The sequence below is a fragment of the Halomonas sp. SIMBA_159 genome (assembly GCF_046536035.1).
Taxonomy (GTDB): Bacteria; Pseudomonadota; Gammaproteobacteria; order Pseudomonadales; family Halomonadaceae; genus Vreelandella; species Vreelandella venusta_A.
The window spans coordinates 121,801-136,157 of the sequence record NZ_JAWJBT010000012.1 but is presented as its reverse complement, the minus strand read 5'-3'; the positions used below and the strand labels follow the sequence as shown (position 1 = coordinate 136,157).

15 protein-coding genes and 1 pseudogene are annotated in these 14,357 nt (G+C 52.8%); 5 read left to right on the top strand and 11 right to left on the bottom strand.

The window, feature by feature from the left end; genetic code table 11:
• Positions 1-93: 93 nt before the first annotated feature.
• The 5 genes and pseudogenes from R0J87_RS09900 to R0J87_RS09880 all read right to left on the bottom strand — a co-directional run.
• Positions 94-729: pseudogene (locus R0J87_RS09900) on the bottom strand (aspartate/glutamate racemase family protein); the annotation flags it as partial.
• Positions 729-2,033 carry a TRAP transporter large permease gene (locus R0J87_RS09895; protein WP_498885877.1) on the bottom strand — a complete coding sequence of 435 codons (1,305 nt, stop codon included), beginning with the start codon at positions 2,031-2,033 and terminating at the stop codon, positions 729-731. The pseudogene R0J87_RS09900 and the gene R0J87_RS09895, both read right to left, overlap by 1 nt.
• The gene (locus tag R0J87_RS09890) at positions 2,030-2,599 is read right to left on the bottom strand and encodes a TRAP transporter small permease subunit (RefSeq protein ID WP_498885876.1); all 570 of its coding nucleotides are present in this window, start codon (positions 2,597-2,599) and stop codon (positions 2,030-2,032) included. The genes R0J87_RS09895 and R0J87_RS09890 overlap by 4 nt, the downstream gene beginning before the upstream one ends.
• Before the next feature lie 17 nt (positions 2,600-2,616).
• Complete coding sequence (locus R0J87_RS09885; RefSeq protein WP_498885874.1) at positions 2,617-3,654, bottom strand: TRAP transporter substrate-binding protein; 1,038 nt, start codon at positions 3,652-3,654, stop codon at positions 2,617-2,619.
• A gap of 248 nt (positions 3,655-3,902) precedes the next feature.
• Positions 3,903-4,751 (bottom strand): MurR/RpiR family transcriptional regulator, encoded by an 849-nt coding sequence (locus tag R0J87_RS09880; RefSeq protein WP_498885873.1) that lies wholly within the window; start codon positions 4,749-4,751, stop codon positions 3,903-3,905.
• 136 nt (positions 4,752-4,887) lie between these two features.
• On the opposite strand from R0J87_RS09880, the gene R0J87_RS09875 reads away from it, so the two are divergent.
• Positions 4,888-5,286 carry an antitoxin Xre-like helix-turn-helix domain-containing protein gene (locus R0J87_RS09875; RefSeq protein WP_498885871.1) on the top strand — a complete coding sequence of 133 codons (399 nt, stop codon included), beginning with the start codon at positions 4,888-4,890 and terminating at the stop codon, positions 5,284-5,286.
• Positions 5,280-5,975, top strand: coding sequence for an RES family NAD+ phosphorylase (locus R0J87_RS09870; protein ID WP_498885870.1), 696 nt, complete (start codon positions 5,280-5,282; stop codon positions 5,973-5,975). Before R0J87_RS09875 ends, R0J87_RS09870 begins: the two co-directional genes overlap by 7 nt.
• Before the next feature lie 20 nt (positions 5,976-5,995).
• On the opposite strand, the gene mntR is transcribed toward R0J87_RS09870, so the two are convergent.
• Entirely contained in the window at positions 5,996-6,475 is a 480-nt protein-coding gene (mntR, locus tag R0J87_RS09865) for a manganese-binding transcriptional regulator MntR (RefSeq protein WP_404341805.1), read from the bottom strand.
• A 153-nt stretch (positions 6,476-6,628) separates the two neighbouring features.
• Here mntR and R0J87_RS09860 point away from each other — a divergent pair, with 153 nt between their 5' ends.
• From R0J87_RS09860 to R0J87_RS09850, 3 genes are read left to right on the top strand one after another with little or no spacing between them, the layout of a single operon-like run.
• Positions 6,629-7,549, top strand: a complete 921-nt coding sequence (locus R0J87_RS09860) for a metal ABC transporter substrate-binding protein (protein WP_498885869.1) — start codon at positions 6,629-6,631, stop codon at positions 7,547-7,549.
• A 6-nt stretch (positions 7,550-7,555) separates the two neighbouring features.
• A complete protein-coding gene (locus tag R0J87_RS09855) occupies positions 7,556-8,377 on the top strand; it encodes a metal ABC transporter ATP-binding protein (RefSeq protein ID WP_498885867.1) in 822 nt (273 codons plus the stop codon).
• A 12-nt stretch (positions 8,378-8,389) separates the two neighbouring features.
• On the top strand, positions 8,390-9,322 hold the full coding sequence (locus R0J87_RS09850; protein ID WP_404463114.1) for a metal ABC transporter permease: 933 nt from the start codon (positions 8,390-8,392) through the stop codon (positions 9,320-9,322).
• A 15-nt stretch (positions 9,323-9,337) separates the two neighbouring features.
• Here the strand turns inward: R0J87_RS09850 and R0J87_RS09845 are convergent, their stop codons facing one another.
• The 5 genes from R0J87_RS09845 to R0J87_RS09825 all read right to left on the bottom strand — a co-directional run bounded on the left by R0J87_RS09845 (position 9,338) and on the right by R0J87_RS09825 (position 14,188).
• The gene (locus tag R0J87_RS09845) at positions 9,338-10,879 is read right to left on the bottom strand and encodes a cation:proton antiporter domain-containing protein (RefSeq protein ID WP_498885865.1); all 1,542 of its coding nucleotides are present in this window, start codon (positions 10,877-10,879) and stop codon (positions 9,338-9,340) included.
• A gap of 30 nt (positions 10,880-10,909) precedes the next feature.
• On the bottom strand, positions 10,910-11,359 hold the full coding sequence (locus R0J87_RS09840) for an ion channel (RefSeq protein ID WP_404463112.1): 450 nt from the start codon (positions 11,357-11,359) through the stop codon (positions 10,910-10,912).
• Positions 11,360-11,397: 38 nt separating this feature from the next.
• The gene (locus R0J87_RS09835; protein WP_498885863.1) at positions 11,398-11,526 is read right to left on the bottom strand and encodes a hypothetical protein; all 129 of its coding nucleotides are present in this window, start codon (positions 11,524-11,526) and stop codon (positions 11,398-11,400) included.
• Complete coding sequence (locus tag R0J87_RS09830; RefSeq protein WP_498885862.1) at positions 11,523-12,731, bottom strand: MFS transporter; 1,209 nt, start codon at positions 12,729-12,731, stop codon at positions 11,523-11,525. The genes R0J87_RS09835 and R0J87_RS09830 overlap by 4 nt, the downstream gene beginning before the upstream one ends.
• A 62-nt stretch (positions 12,732-12,793) precedes the next feature.
• Positions 12,794-14,188 (bottom strand): GntP family permease, encoded by a 1,395-nt coding sequence (locus R0J87_RS09825; RefSeq protein WP_498885860.1) that lies wholly within the window; start codon positions 14,186-14,188, stop codon positions 12,794-12,796.
• Positions 14,189-14,357: the final 169 nt, after the last annotated feature.

Sequence of the window (14,357 nt, the reverse complement as noted above, 5' to 3'; positions counted from 1 at the left end):
CCGGCACAAGTGTTCCTGGGAGAGTATTCAGGAGCGCTGGAAACCGCGGGTGCTGCGCTTAATGTTTGAATTCAGGGTGTAAGCCAAGGCTTCAGCGAAGCCATCGCTGATGGCGATGCCGTAGCGTTGTTGTAGTGCCTTGGCTCGCCCTGCAAATGCGCCGGAGCCCAGTACAATAGCCACTGAGTGCAGCCGGATTGCCTCTTCTATTGCTTCATGTAGGCGAGCTTCGGCCCGTTCAGTCTGTGCGGCGGTATCGGCCACCCCTATACCGGTGGCGACTACGCGGCAGCGTTCGTTTAGTCCATAAGCCGTGCTGAGCGTCTCTATAGTAGGTACCGCTTCGTCAAACGTTGTGATGACGGTAAATAAACCGCCCGACGCCGCCGCATGACGAATGGCCGCTTCTGCTAAGCTGATGACCGGCGCCTGAGTCAGCGCCCGCGCTTGTGCAATGGCAATATCATCAAAGCAGGCCATGATATAGCCAGCAAACCCTTCTGCTTTACGTTGTTCAATCAGCGCCAATACGTTTTGGGTCGCGTCTGCTTTATGCTGATCAGTTTCGATAGCCGCGGGGCCTTGCGCAGGGCTGGTCACTTCTGTGACCACATCTGCGGGGGCGAGCCGATGGATCAGCGTTTGAATGCTGTGGGTAACGTGGCGATTTGTGTTGGGATTAATAATTAATACACGCGGTGTGTTTTCAAATGAGTGCTGAGGGTTCATTAGCGCCCCGCCAGTAGGTCGGGAAGCCACATCACGATGCTCGGCCATACCATAATCGCGAGGGTAAACAGCGCCATGATGGCGACAAACGGCATGGATCCCCAAATAACGTCATTAAAGCTGCCGCCGTCTTTACGTACGCCCTGAACCACAAAGAGATTCATGCCGACCGGTGGGGTAATCAGCGCAATTTCACACATCAACACAATAAAAATACCAAACCAGATCGGGTCAATGCCCACCGCCATGACCATGGGAACCGTAATGGGTACGGTCAGTACCAGCATCGACATAGCATCCATGAAGGTGCCCAGTATCACGTAAAACACCAGCAGTACCAGGAGCAGGCCGACAGCGCTTAAGCCAAACGACGCCACCCACTGGGTGAGTGCCTGCGTGACGCCTAACATCGAGATGGTGACATTAAGCAGCAAGGCGCACATCAACACGATAATCACCATGCCCGACGTTTTGGCCGCTTGCAGTGAGCAGTGAACGAGCAGATCAAGGCTCATTTTGCCCCCGCCGATAATAAACGCTAACGCGATGACCACTCCGATGGCTGCAGACTCCGTAGGCGTCGCTAAGCCGCCGTAGATGCTGCCCATGACAACACCAAAAATCACTACAGGGGGAATCAGGTGTTTAGAAAGTGATAGTTTTTCTTGTAAAGACACATCGACGTCAACGAGCGATGCGTTTCCCGCCTTACCGTGAGCGATAAACAGGTACACCGAAAATAGTAGCGCCAGGGCAATTCCCGGGATTAAGCCTGCCGCAAACAGTTGGCTAACCGACGTATTGGCCAGCTGACCATAGACCAGTAAGTTAATGCTGGGCGGAATCAGGATGCCCAGCGTGCCGCCAGCGGCTAAAGAGCCGAGGGATGGACGTACGGGATAGCGGTACTCCTGAAGAGCGGGAAGAGCAATGGTACCCACCGTGGCGGCAGTGGCGACCGATGAGCCGGAGGTTGCCGAGAAAAGCGTGCACGTAGCAATATTGGTGTGCAGTAAACCACCAGGAAGCTTGTTAAACCACACGGCTAATGCGGCATACATACGGTCGGCGATACCACCGCGAAGCAGCAATTCCCCCAGTAGCATAAACAGCGGTATGGCAAGCATAGAGGGGCTGTTGAGGCTGCTCCATACCACGCCACCCATCATGTCCACTAAGGGAGCGCCATACATTAAATAGCCGCCTAGTACCCCTACAAAGAGAATGGCCACAGCCACCGGCAAGCTCAACAGCATGAGTGCGAGCATGATCAAAAAGGCGGCAATAATCAGTGGAATACTCATGGCTTGCCTCCTTCACGCTGCTCTAGGTCAGCCAGTTCAGCCTCCAATTCATCGGTTGCTGAGCTTGGCCCAAAGTTCTGATTCAGCGTTTTCCAATCGCGTTTTAGCAATAAATATAACGCTTTGGCTGAGAGCAGTGCGGCGGCGACGCCAAACGCTAGCATGGCCACTAGCCAGACTATTTGTGGGTAGATCAGCGGCGTCGCCCAGGGTGTTTGAGCGATTGAGCCATACATCTGCGTATCAAGTACGGTTTGCACCGTGAAGTAGAGCAAAAAGGCCGCTAACAGCCCCATTGAGAGGGCTGCCAGCGCATTGAGAATCGCTTGAGTACGGGTGTTAAGGCGCATATGTAGCAAGTTGATGCGAATATGCGACTGTTCCACCATGGCCACGCAGAATGCCAGGGGTGCCGCAATGGCGATGGCGTAGCCCCCCAGTTCATCCACGCCGCCCAATGACAGCGAGAAGAACTTGCGGATCAGTGTTTCCAGCGTGATCAGTAAGGCCAGCAGTAGCATGACGCTGCCAAACATGATCCCCAGAACCCGAGAGTAAGTTGTCATCTTCCTTTCCTCGCGCCTTAAAGGCCTAGCTGTGCGCCAACGGTGTCACGCCAAGCGGCTTCGCAGTCAGCGGCCACTGCGTTGCACTGGCTGGCCCAAAGAGGCAGCGATACTTCCTCAACGGCCGCGGTAACCGTGGCTAAATCAGTCTCTGAAACAGCCACTTCCGTCAGCGAGTAAGAGGTCCCAAACTCGCAGGGCGTTTCGCCAGCATTGCAGCGCATGGCATCTTCATAGAGCGCTTCGGAGTACTCCCAAATTTCGTCGCTGAGTGTGGCGACCGCTTCTTCAAGCTGGGTTTGCTGTTCGGTCGTTAAACGATTCCACGTGTTCATGTTGATGGCGTAGCCATTGATCGCTAACTGCAGTGCAATGGGTAGGACGGTGCTGGTGGCTTCTGGCCAGCCCCCAGAGTTCGCTGAGGCGGGACCCGTAATGGCGCAGTCCACAACGCCGCGTGAAAGCGCTTGCTGAACATCGCCAAAAGGCATGGAAATACCGGTAGCGCCCAACTCGCCAACAAAGTTAGCGGCACTTTGGTCGCCTACCCGAACGCGCAATCCTTGAAGGTCATCTAGGCCAGTAATCTCATCGCTACAGAAAATCACCTGTGGCCCTGCAGGCCATACGCCTAAAAGTTTGGCGTTAAAACGTTCTTGAAGGCGCGAGTCGACATAATCATAAAAAGCCATCACATTATCGCGCCCGGCCTCAAAGCTGGTGTTCAGGCCAATCAAGTCCAGGCCGAGGATTGAGGGTTCGTCACGACTCACCTGTGGGCCGCGCAGCGATACAATGTCGAAGAGTCCTGAATTCAGCACGCGAAGACCATCAGTGTCGGGAATCCCCGCCACATCAACCGGGATATACTGAACGGCAACATCTAAGCCGCTATGTTCAGACAGTGTCTCAAAGAAAGGCTGCTCCTTGTTTTGTGCAATCAGTCCAGAGCCTGCTGGTTGGCCAAGCACTTTGAGCGATAGCGGTGCTGCATGAGCGCTTGACGCCATAAGGGCGGTTGAGATGGTAGTGATGAGTGCGGTGCGTTTTAGCATGAAGGTTTCCTCTGGATGTGTTATCACGAACGCTTGATGACGCAGTGGATGCGAGTAACGTGCTTAATATGTAGATCCATATTTCATGCCATAATCAATAAGAAACTGAAGTTTCATATTGAAATCAAATGATTACCTGATATCGCGATAATTAAAAGGGAGTCAGTACGCTATGGAAATGCACGCTAATTGTGCGTCAGGTGAGAGCGTTGCGCTATTGAGGTGCTAAACCTGTATAATAGATAGCGCTAAAGCTCTTCAAAACGATCATTGAGGGCTTCGATACGGCGCAAGCGCGTTCGGGAGGCGTCACCCGCTAATTCAATAGTTCGCATTACCAACAAGTGGCAGATTGCCATCACGGCGGTATGGTTAAATAATGGGCCAATGGCGAGGGTATGACATCGGAAGTGCCACGTGGCGCTTGGTTCAGTCGTTAAGCCTTCATCAGTTATGTAAAGCAGCTTGGTACCGCACTCTTTCGCGTGGAGCAGCAACTGTTCAGTGGATGCTACCCGGCGGCGCAGTCCAAAGATAATCACGCAGTCATCCTGAGTGAAATTGACTAACTGTTCTCCTAGTGTTTCGCCGCCTCCGGGAAGGCTGGTGACTTGTTCTACCACTTGGGTTAACTGCCAGCGTAAGTAATCGGCAAAAGGGTGGCTGGCGCGAAAGCCGATCACCCATGTTTTGCGAGCACTCAGAATTGCCTGGGCGACATCATCAATTTCTGCTTGGGTAATAGTGGCAAACGTGCGGTCTAGATTAGCCTTTCCCTGCTCTAAGTTATTGCTGAGTGAGTGTTCTTCTTCCTGCTGCTCAGCCGATGGCAAAAACAGTCTTGATCCAGTAGCTTGCTCCTCTCGCGCGTGTTTGCGGGCGGCTTCATAGCTTTCGTAACCTAGCCGCCGTACAAAGCGTGACACTGTAGCTTTGGATACCTTGGCAAAAGAAGCGAGCTCTTGGGCGTCGTAACTGGCTAATTCTCCAGGAAAGTCACAGACAAACTCACCTAGACGACGTTCAGCAGGGTGCAGCGAAGGCAAGGCGCTGCGCACCCGGTTTAAAAATGAGCGTTCCTTTGCGTTCGGTGTCATTACACGTCCTGAAACCACAGTTTCACAAATAATGAAGGCTGGGAACGTATAGAGCAACTATAAAAAATGCTGCCAAATGTCTTTCCAAACACTTTTATACTAAAATGGTATTTGTAGACACTAGCTAGGAAGTGCAATGCAAACAGCACAAGAGTTTGCCCAGAATAAGGCAGCCGCTGCGGTGGGGTTAAAAGCAGCGGTACGTATTCTAGAGAAGTGGCGGGCCTCGGGAGAGCAGGGGGAGGCGATTTTGCGTGTATCCCACAGTACCTACGCTCGTGCTCGGCGCGGTGACCTGGTAGAGATAAAACTAGATAGCGACCAACTCACGCGCATCAGCTATGTGCTGAATATCCACGCGACGCTGCGTATGATTTTTGATAACCCTGACAACTTGTATGGCTTTGTCAATTTGGTTAATCACAATCCCTATTTCAATGGCCGTACCCCGCTGGATATTATGGGGACTGGGGATTTTGCCGCGCTTTACGAAACCTATAAGCGCATCGACAGCCTGCGGAGTGGGCAGTGGTAAAGGCGGCCGATTTACCTGTGCTGCCAGCCCGTAAAGCCATCGGCTATCGGTTGGTTAATAGTAAATTTCCGCCGATCAATTTGTTCGATGATGTGGCAGACCCTAACGAGTTCGCCGCTCTCCATGCGCTTCAGTCGCTCACCAATCCGCGGTTACAAAACGAGGTGGGTGACTTAGCGCTGCTGCCGCTGGAGCAGATTCCTTTCGGTATTCGTGGCTGCTCTTATGCCGTGGCACCTTTTACGCACATTAACCCAGAGGGATCACGTTTTAGCGATGGCAGATTTGGCGTGCTCTATTTTGCCGATACGCTGGACACCGCGATTGCGGAAGTCAAACATCATCAGCAAACGTATTGGCAGCGTGTGCCTGGGCTGCGCTATGAGCGGTTCGTTTTTCGGGGGTTGAAAGGGGAGTTCAGCGAGGAGATGATAGGCGATGCGTTGACGCTACCTAGTGATCATGCCGTATACGCTCCTGATCACTACGCGGTGTCTCAGCCCTTTGGTGCGGACGTCCGAAATATATTGAACGGTCTCCGCTACCATTCGGTTCGTCGCCCCGGTGCTCACTGCTGGGCGCTTATGACGCCACGTCATGTAACGGACGTTATCCAGACCACTCACCTAGAGATGATCTGGAACGATGCCATTACCCAGGTAAACCATCTGCGCTTTACCCAGCCATAGACGCGTGCATGGAAAAACGCTTAGTGGTTTTTCTGCTCGTCGGTAAAGCGCTGCATAATGGAGAGTGTTTCATCACTGACATGATGCTCCATCCCTTCAGCATCAATTCTTGCTGTGCTGTCATCCACGCCTAACGCCCGAAGGAAGTGCAGCACAACATCGTGTCGCGCACGCGATGTTTCCGCCATCTTTTGACCCTCTTCGGTCAAAAATAGCGAGCGATAGGGCTTGCTGGTCACTAAGCCTAGCTCATTTAGGCGGCGAATCATTTTCGACACGGTGGCTTGGCTGACGGCCATGCGATTGGCTATATCAGCCGCGCGCGCTTCGCCACGATGACGAATGAGGTCGCCAATTAGCTCAACATAGTCTTCGATCAACTCGGTCTCGTGGGCATTACGAACCGTTTCGTACTGCTGGGCGTGCTGCTCCACCGGCGGCAGAGCGTCACCGCTTTGACCGCGTAGAGTGGGAATGGGCCGCTGTTCGTGATCACTCATTGGCAAAGGTTATCAAAGTTAGTGGAAACGTTAATTAGCGATGGTAGCGCATTTTTCACGATAATTGTTAGCCAAGGCTAAACTGTTTGCACAAAGCTTTTTTGTTGAGCTAGAGTTGTTGTAGACCAGATCCTAGCATAGAGGGAAAACCCAATGGCGAAACAGTATTTGCTCGCAGCAGTAGGCGCATCGTTAGCATGGTGCAGTGTTGTGACCAGCGCGCAGGCGGATGAGTTGCCAGCATCGCCTATTAACATTGCGGTGACGTTCTCAGTACTGGGAGATTTAGTTCAAAAAGTAGCCGGTGAGTACGCTAACGTGACCGTACTGACCCCCATCAATGCCGAAGTGCATGAGTGGGAGCTCACTCCAGATAATTTTGCCGCGCTTGAGGATGCCGATGTCGTTTTTTATAACGGCTATCAGCTTGAGCAGTGGATGCGTCAAGTAGAGGCCACCGTGAGTGACGATGTGCCGATGGTGGCAGTAGCCGAGTCTTCGGGGTACCCAACGCAGTCGATTGTGACGGGTGAAATGGAAGGGGATGTGGACCCCCATTTGTGGATGGACCCGAGAGCGGCGAGTGCTTATGTTCAAGCGATAGCCAATACTCTGGAAGACAGCCTGCCGCATCATGCAGAGGCCATTCAGAAGCGGGCAGAAACGCTTGAAACACAGTTGCATGATTTGCATGTGGAGCTTCAAGAAGCGCTTGAAGTGATTCCCGAGGAGCGCCGTGTTTTACTCTCCAGTGAAGCCGCCTTTTTGTATTTCGCTGACGCCTATCGTTTTGAACACGACGGTATTTGGGGGACCAACGCGGAAACAGAAGGCTCGCCTCGTCAGTTGATGCGCGTGATTGACCGTATAAATGAGCGTCAACCTGCCGCGCTGTTTTGGGAAAGCACCATTTCTGATCGACACGTGACCAGTATTGCCCGTGATACGGGATTGCCAGTGGCAGGTCCTTTGTACGTTGACTCACTCAGTGCGCCCGACGGTGAGGCAGCGGATTACTTCGCCATGCAACGCCATAATATCGAGCTGTTGCGTCGTTATTTGGCTAGTGAGTAACTGACTATGTCGTCGCTTTTATCCCAATCTAACGCCGCGATCGAAGTAAAGGGGCTCTACGCCGCTTACCAGCGGCAGCCCGTATTGGAAGATATACACCTTACGCTACCCGCTGGTCGCTGGACCGCTATTGTGGGGCCTAATGGCGCGGGTAAGTCGACGTTGTTTCATGTGCTAACCGGTAGCATGAAGCCACTGCGTGGGCATGTGAATGCGTTTGGGCAAGCCATTGAGCATCATCGCAAAGCGGGTCGCATTGCTTATATGGCGCAGCGCGAAGCGATTGAATGGGACTTTCCTATTTCGGTATGGGAAACCGTCATGAGTGCCCGCTATGGCCACATGCGTCAAGACGTCTGGTGGAGGCGCTTGCTCCCTGCCCGCTGGCATGAGCAGCGCCATCGCCGAGCAGTTGAGAAAGCCCTAGAAGATGTCAACATGCTGGCGTTTGCTGATCGCCCGATTGGTGCGCTTTCGGGCGGGCAAAAAAAACGGGTGTTGCTGGCGAGGGCGCTGGCCCAAGAAGCGAGCATCCTGTTGTTAGATGAACCTTTAGCGGGCGTTGATCCGCCCAGTGAGCAGCTTATTCTGGATGTGCTTAAACGTGAGCGAGAAGCGGGTAGAACCATTGTCATGGTTACCCACGATATGCCGGGCGCGCGCCGCTATGTGGATCATGTCGTGCTGATTAACCGGTTTATACGCGGCGAAGGTGCCCCCGACGAGATGCTTAGCGACAGTAAACTCGCAGAGTTGGCGGTAAGCGCCATTGAGCAATCTGCTCATGATGTAAGGCTTGTGAGCAAGCCTGCGTTGGCAAGCAAATAATAGGCAACTTGCATGTTACATACGTTAGACGCTTTTAGTAGTGCGCTGGTCGCTGGGCTGCTGGCGGCGATCATGGTGCCAGTGAATCTATTGCCTGGCGGCATCTCAGATGCCTTTCAATACGCTTTTATGCAGCGAGCCTTGCTGACATCAATGATGGTGGGAGCTATCTGTGGGATGCTCTCTTGCTACGTGGTTTTGAAGCGTTGGTCGCTGCTGGGAGATGCGATCTCCCACGCCGTGCTGCCAGGGGTAGCCATTGCCTATCTACTAGGACTGCCTTTCTTTATAGGCGCGTTTGTGACGGGCGCATTGACGTCGCTAGGGATTGGGGCCATTGAACGCCATACTCGGATTAAGTCAGATGCCGCGATGGGGATCATGTTCACCGGGGCCTTTGCTCTCGGTATTGTGCTAATCAGCAAAATTGCCTCCAGCACCCACTTAATGCATATCTTGTTTGGCAATGTGCTGGGAGTGCAGCAATCTGCGCTGCTACTGACCCTGGTGGCGAGTGTAGTGGCGATACTTGTGGTCTGGCTGGCCTTCCGGCCATTAATGCTCTACGCCTTTGATCCCACGCAGGCCCAGGCCTTGGGGTTTAATACCGGCGTGATTCATTACGGTTTAATTTTACTGCTTACCTTAACTATTGTGGCCAGTTTGGAAACCGTGGGTATCATCCTTGTGGTTGCCATGTTGATTACACCAGGAGCCACGGCGCATCTTCTTACCGACCGCTTTAAAACCATGCTGTTTATCTCTATCGGAGTGGGTATGGGCTCGGCGATAGTGGGGCTGTGGCTGTCATTTGCCTTCGATGTCGCTTCAGGTGGCACCATTGTTCTCGTTGCCACCAGCTGCTTCTTTATGGCGCTGCTGTTTTCCCCCAAGCATGGTGTATTGATGCGCCTTTGGCGGCATCGCAAAGTGGGGGCAGCGTAAGGCAGCATGAGGGCGTTAATTTATGGAGTCTTGGAGTTTCTCCCAGGTTTTTTCTGCAATGCCGATGCCTGCGCCGGTCATTAATAGGTAGGTTTGATCAACGCCAGCAGCGTGTAACGGCTCGGCTTCATCTTGAAAGTGAATGCCCGCAATCAATTGACCAGTGAACCCCGCCTTGCGCAGTTCACGGCTGGCAATCAGCTTGCTTTCCAGCTCGGGGGTAGCCAGCGTGACGGCGGTCAATTCGCTGATGTCGAGTTGATGCCAAAAACCAACATCCTCAATGTCGCCGTAAAATACTTGGCGTTGGCTGTCTGCTTTGTTGGGGTCGGAGTCGATACCGGCCACTTCCAATCCTTTATCGTGAAAGAAGTCGTAAGCGGCGCTGCCCGTTCGGCCCATTCCCAGCACAAGCACGGTGGCTATGCCTAAATTGACGGGTTGCTCATCGGCGTGCCGTGATTGGCGCTCAAAACGCGTTAAGTGCTTTTCCCAGCGGTCGAACAGGCTATGCGCTAGACGGTTAAACGGTGCTGCGATGACGAAAGAGAGCGCCACGGCAATCGCCAGTGGTACCAGCCACTCCTCTAAGATACTGGACGCGACAATCAGGCCAAACTCGCTGTAAGCGGTTAGGCTTAGGCTTCCCAGGAATGCGTTTCTGGCGCGCAAGCGGAAGGCGATCAGCAGGGCAAAAAAGAGCACGCCTTTCAGTGGTAGCGCCACGGCCAGGGCGAGTGCAAATAGTAAGGCCTTGGTATCAGGTAAGCCTGCCATCCCAATCTGCAGGAAGAAGCTGATCAGCAGCACTTCCTTAAGGCCCCATAACGCTTTGGAGAGTTCTTGAGCGCGCGGGTGGCTGGCGAGCAGCAGTCCCATTACCAAGGCGCCGACCTCTGAACTCAACCCTACGGCTTCAAACCCCATTCCTCCTACGGCAATCGCCAGCACAGCGCCGGTTAACACCAGCATTTCATCGTGTTGGGCAATGCTCATTAGCCAATACAGTAATGGCCGAATCAGAGGTAGCAGAAATACTAAAAACGCCCAGGGGCTGGGGGATTGTCCGCTGTAAAGGCTCAATACTGCGAGGGCTGCTAAGTCTTGGATAATTAAAATACCGATCGCAATACGTCCATGTAGTGCTCTCAGTTCGCGCTTGCTTTCTAGCACTTTGGCAGCCAGCACTGTACTAGAGAAGGAGAGTGCTATTGCTAACAGCATCGCAGTGTCTAGCGGTAAATTGAATATTAGCGAGAATATAAGAGTAAATACGGCAGCGGTGATGATGAGATGAAGTAGTGCAGTGCCTAGTACCACAGGTTCCGCTAGGCTTCTAATGTTTAGCTTTAAGCCAATAGTAAACAGCAGTAACAGTACGCCCAGGTGGGCGAGATGTTCCAAAAGTGGGCCAGCATCATCAGGTAAACCGATGCTCGGGCCAAACGCATTTAGAGCGAAGCCTGCGGCAAGAAAGCCAACTAGAGGAGGTAGGTGAATTTTTCTGGCGGCAATGCCGAAAATAAGCGCAAACGATAAAATAATCACTTCGAACATGCGGTGTCCTTAGCAAACGTAATAGGCTGACTATTTATTAATGCGCCAATGTTTTTGCATTTCAATAAACGTGAATGAGGCAGACCAGGTGATCAGTACAAATCCCGTCAGCGCTAGCGTTCCGTATAAGAACCTCACAGGTCCGACGGCATAGATATCTCCATAGCCGACAGTAGTGTACGTCACCGCAGAGAAGAAAATGTAATCAAGTAGATGAAAGCTCTCATAGCCTTTCAATGCACCGATGCCTTGAACCGCAGAAAGCCACCAGCCGGTTACACCGAATAACCAAATTTCAGCAATGTGAGTTGCCAGGACTCCAAACGCCATCACCAATATTCGTTGACGATGAGGGCGATGGGATTGCTCAATTTGTCGAGAAATCAGCCACAGAGCCTCATAGTGCAGCAAAACAGCAAGCACAACGGCAAAAAATGTAGTGATAACAACAGCTACATGTCCTGGGAATGGAATAGTCACGTTACATCAGCACCCAATACTGGCTAACCATTGGTATCTCAGCACAAGCGGCTGCCAAACAGCAGCAGCGATGGGTCTAGGGTTTGCCAGCCCCACCACGCCATAAAAGCCAGTCCGCTGACCAATAGCATACCAATGGCCGCCCATAGTGAAGTAGTCGCACTCATGAAGTCACCTGCGGCGTCTGGGGACGTGCCAATGGCTTCTCACTGATAAACCAGTGAAGTGCCGCTGCCACCACCGAAAGAATAATCGCGATTTGCCACACCGTATTGTAGTGGCCGGTAAGATCGTACAAAAAACCGCCCAGCCATACGCCCATAAAAGAGCCAAGCTGGTGGAAGAGAAACACGATGCCTCCGAGCATGGATAAATGGCGAACACCAAAGACTGATGCCACAATTCCATTGGTCAGCGGCACAGTGGAGAGCCACAGTAACCCCATAGCAATACCAAACAGGTAAGCGCTAGTGGTGGTTAGCGGCATGACAATAAATGCCGTAATCACAACGCCGCGAATTAAGTACAGCCAGCTGAGCAGGCGAGGTTTCGACCAAATGCCGCCCATCCAACCGGCGGTGTAGGTGCCTACAATGTTGAATAGCCCGACTAATGCCAGCACGGTAGTGCCTACTTGAACGGATAAGCCGTTATCGAACAGGTAGCCCGGTAAGTGAACGGCGATAAATACGACCTGAAAGCCACATACAAAAAAGCCCAGGCATAGCAGCCAAAACCCTTTTTGCGCGGCGGCTTCGTTGAGTGCATTGCGTAGACTTAAATCACCCAATGCATTGGGCCTTGGGCGATCCTTTACCATGGCTCCCAATGGGATCATCAATGCCGCGATCATGCCCATGGCCAGCAGTGCAGAAGACCAGCCCAACCACTCAATCAAGCCCAGCGTGCCGGGCAACATGGCGAATTGACCAAACGAGCCCGCCGCACTGACGATGCCCATCGCCATACTGCGTTTTTCTGGCGTGACCGCACGGCCAACGGCACCCAAAATGACCGAGAAGGTAGTGCCCGACAAACCAAAGCCAATCAACAGACCAGCGCTTAGGGTCATTCCTAACGAGCTGGTCGAAAGGCTCATTAAGCAAAGCCCTAGTACGTAAAGCGCACCGCCTACCACGATAATTCTGGCCGCCCCGAAGCGGTCAGCCAGCGCGCCAGTAAAGGGCTGAGATAGACCCCATATCAGGTTTTGAACAGCCAATGCGAAGGCAAAAACGCCACGACCCCAGCCAAAGTCGCTGCTGATAGGCTCCAAAAACAGGCCAAAGCCATGGCGTAGCCCCATGGCGGTTGAAATGACCAGGCTAGCGAGCATGATAAGTAGCAGCGTGTGGTGTCTTTGAAGGGCCATGTCACGTCTCTTATAGTGAGTTGGTTAACGCGTTAATCAACTATCGCATGGCTTACGCAGCTTTAGAAGCTTCCAAACAGCGTGCCAAGGGTAATCACGCTGATCAGCGCTGCAATCGGCAGCACAATCGTCACCATCGCCACATTGCCGTAAGACTGGCGGTGGGTAAGCCCACAAATGGCCAGCAGAGTGATCACCGCTCCTGAGTGAGGCAGCGTATCCATACCGCCGGCCGCAAGCGTTGCTACGCGGTGCATAAGCTCTGGGTTGATACCTGCCTGCTGCGCCATGGTCAGGTACTCGCTGCCTAGGGTTTGTAACGCAATGGAAAGGCCGCCAGAGGAAGAGCCGGTGATACCTGCTAGGACGCTCATGGCCAGAGCTTCTGAAATGAGCGGGTTATTCGGCGACACGTTGAGTACTGCATCGCGGATAATGGCAAAACCTGCCAGGCTTGCGATCACTGCGCCGTAACCTACTTCAGACGCGGTATTGAAAATGGGTAGAAGCGAACCAAAGCAGCCTTGGTTAATAGTGGTTTTTAAATCTTGCCAGTGTGTCCAGCGGGTAATGATCAGCCATGCTGAAGCGCTGAGTAGCGAGATAAGAATCGCCCATAGACCTGTTTGGCGGCTGGGCGTCACGTTTTCGAAGGCATCGCTAATAAAGCTCAGATCCATTGCTGGAAAAACGCCATAGGTAAACAGAGCGTTTAGTCCGATTACCATCACCAGCGGAATCAGTGCAATCGCGAGCGGCATATGGGGCGCGGAGGCGGTATCACTGTTGGCTTCGGCTTCGCGCTCTGTGTGTGTGCCGTATCCCTCGCCGTTAGCCGCCGCTTTTTTGACCCGCGACTGAAGGTAGTAAGTGCCTAGGCCCAGCATGATTAGACCAGCAATAATGCCTAGCCCCGGTGCAGCAAAGCTGTTAGTACCAAAGTAAGGAATCGGTATGGCATTTTGGATAGCGGGCGTGCCGGGTAGGGCGGTCATCGTAAAGGTAAAAGAGCCCAGGGCAATAGAAGCAGGAATCAGCCGCTTAGGCACGTTGGCCTGACGAAAAAGCTCACGGCTAATGGGGTAAATCGCGAAGGCCACTACAAATAGCGAGACGCCGCCGTAGGTAAGTACCGCGCAGGCCATAACAACTGTGAGCACTACGTGATGGGTGCCTAGGCGTTTCACTATGCCGTTGGAGATCGACTGTGCCGCACCTGAGTCTGCCATGAGTTGCCCGAAGAGGGCGCCCAATAAAAAGAGCGGGAAGAACTGAATAACGTAGTTGCCCAACGCGCCCATGAAGGTGTCGGTGTAAATCGGCAACAAAAAAGCCCCATCACCCGAAAGCAGCACCGCTAAAGCTGCCATTAAAGGCGCAAGGAGCAGGACCGAAATACCACGATAGGCAAGAAACATCAGCAACGACAATGAGAGAAGAATGGCGAGCATGCCCATACAGGCTCCTAAGCGATTGTTAATTTAGTCAGCGGTAAGCTATAGCAAAGGCCGGGATACTAGGCAGAATGTTGCATAGCAGCAAGGGTGTTGTGACTAAAGTCGTAAGGAATTTGCTGACCCACTTTAGCCTGATTAAGCGCGTGCTATCTGTTAGAATCCGCCACCT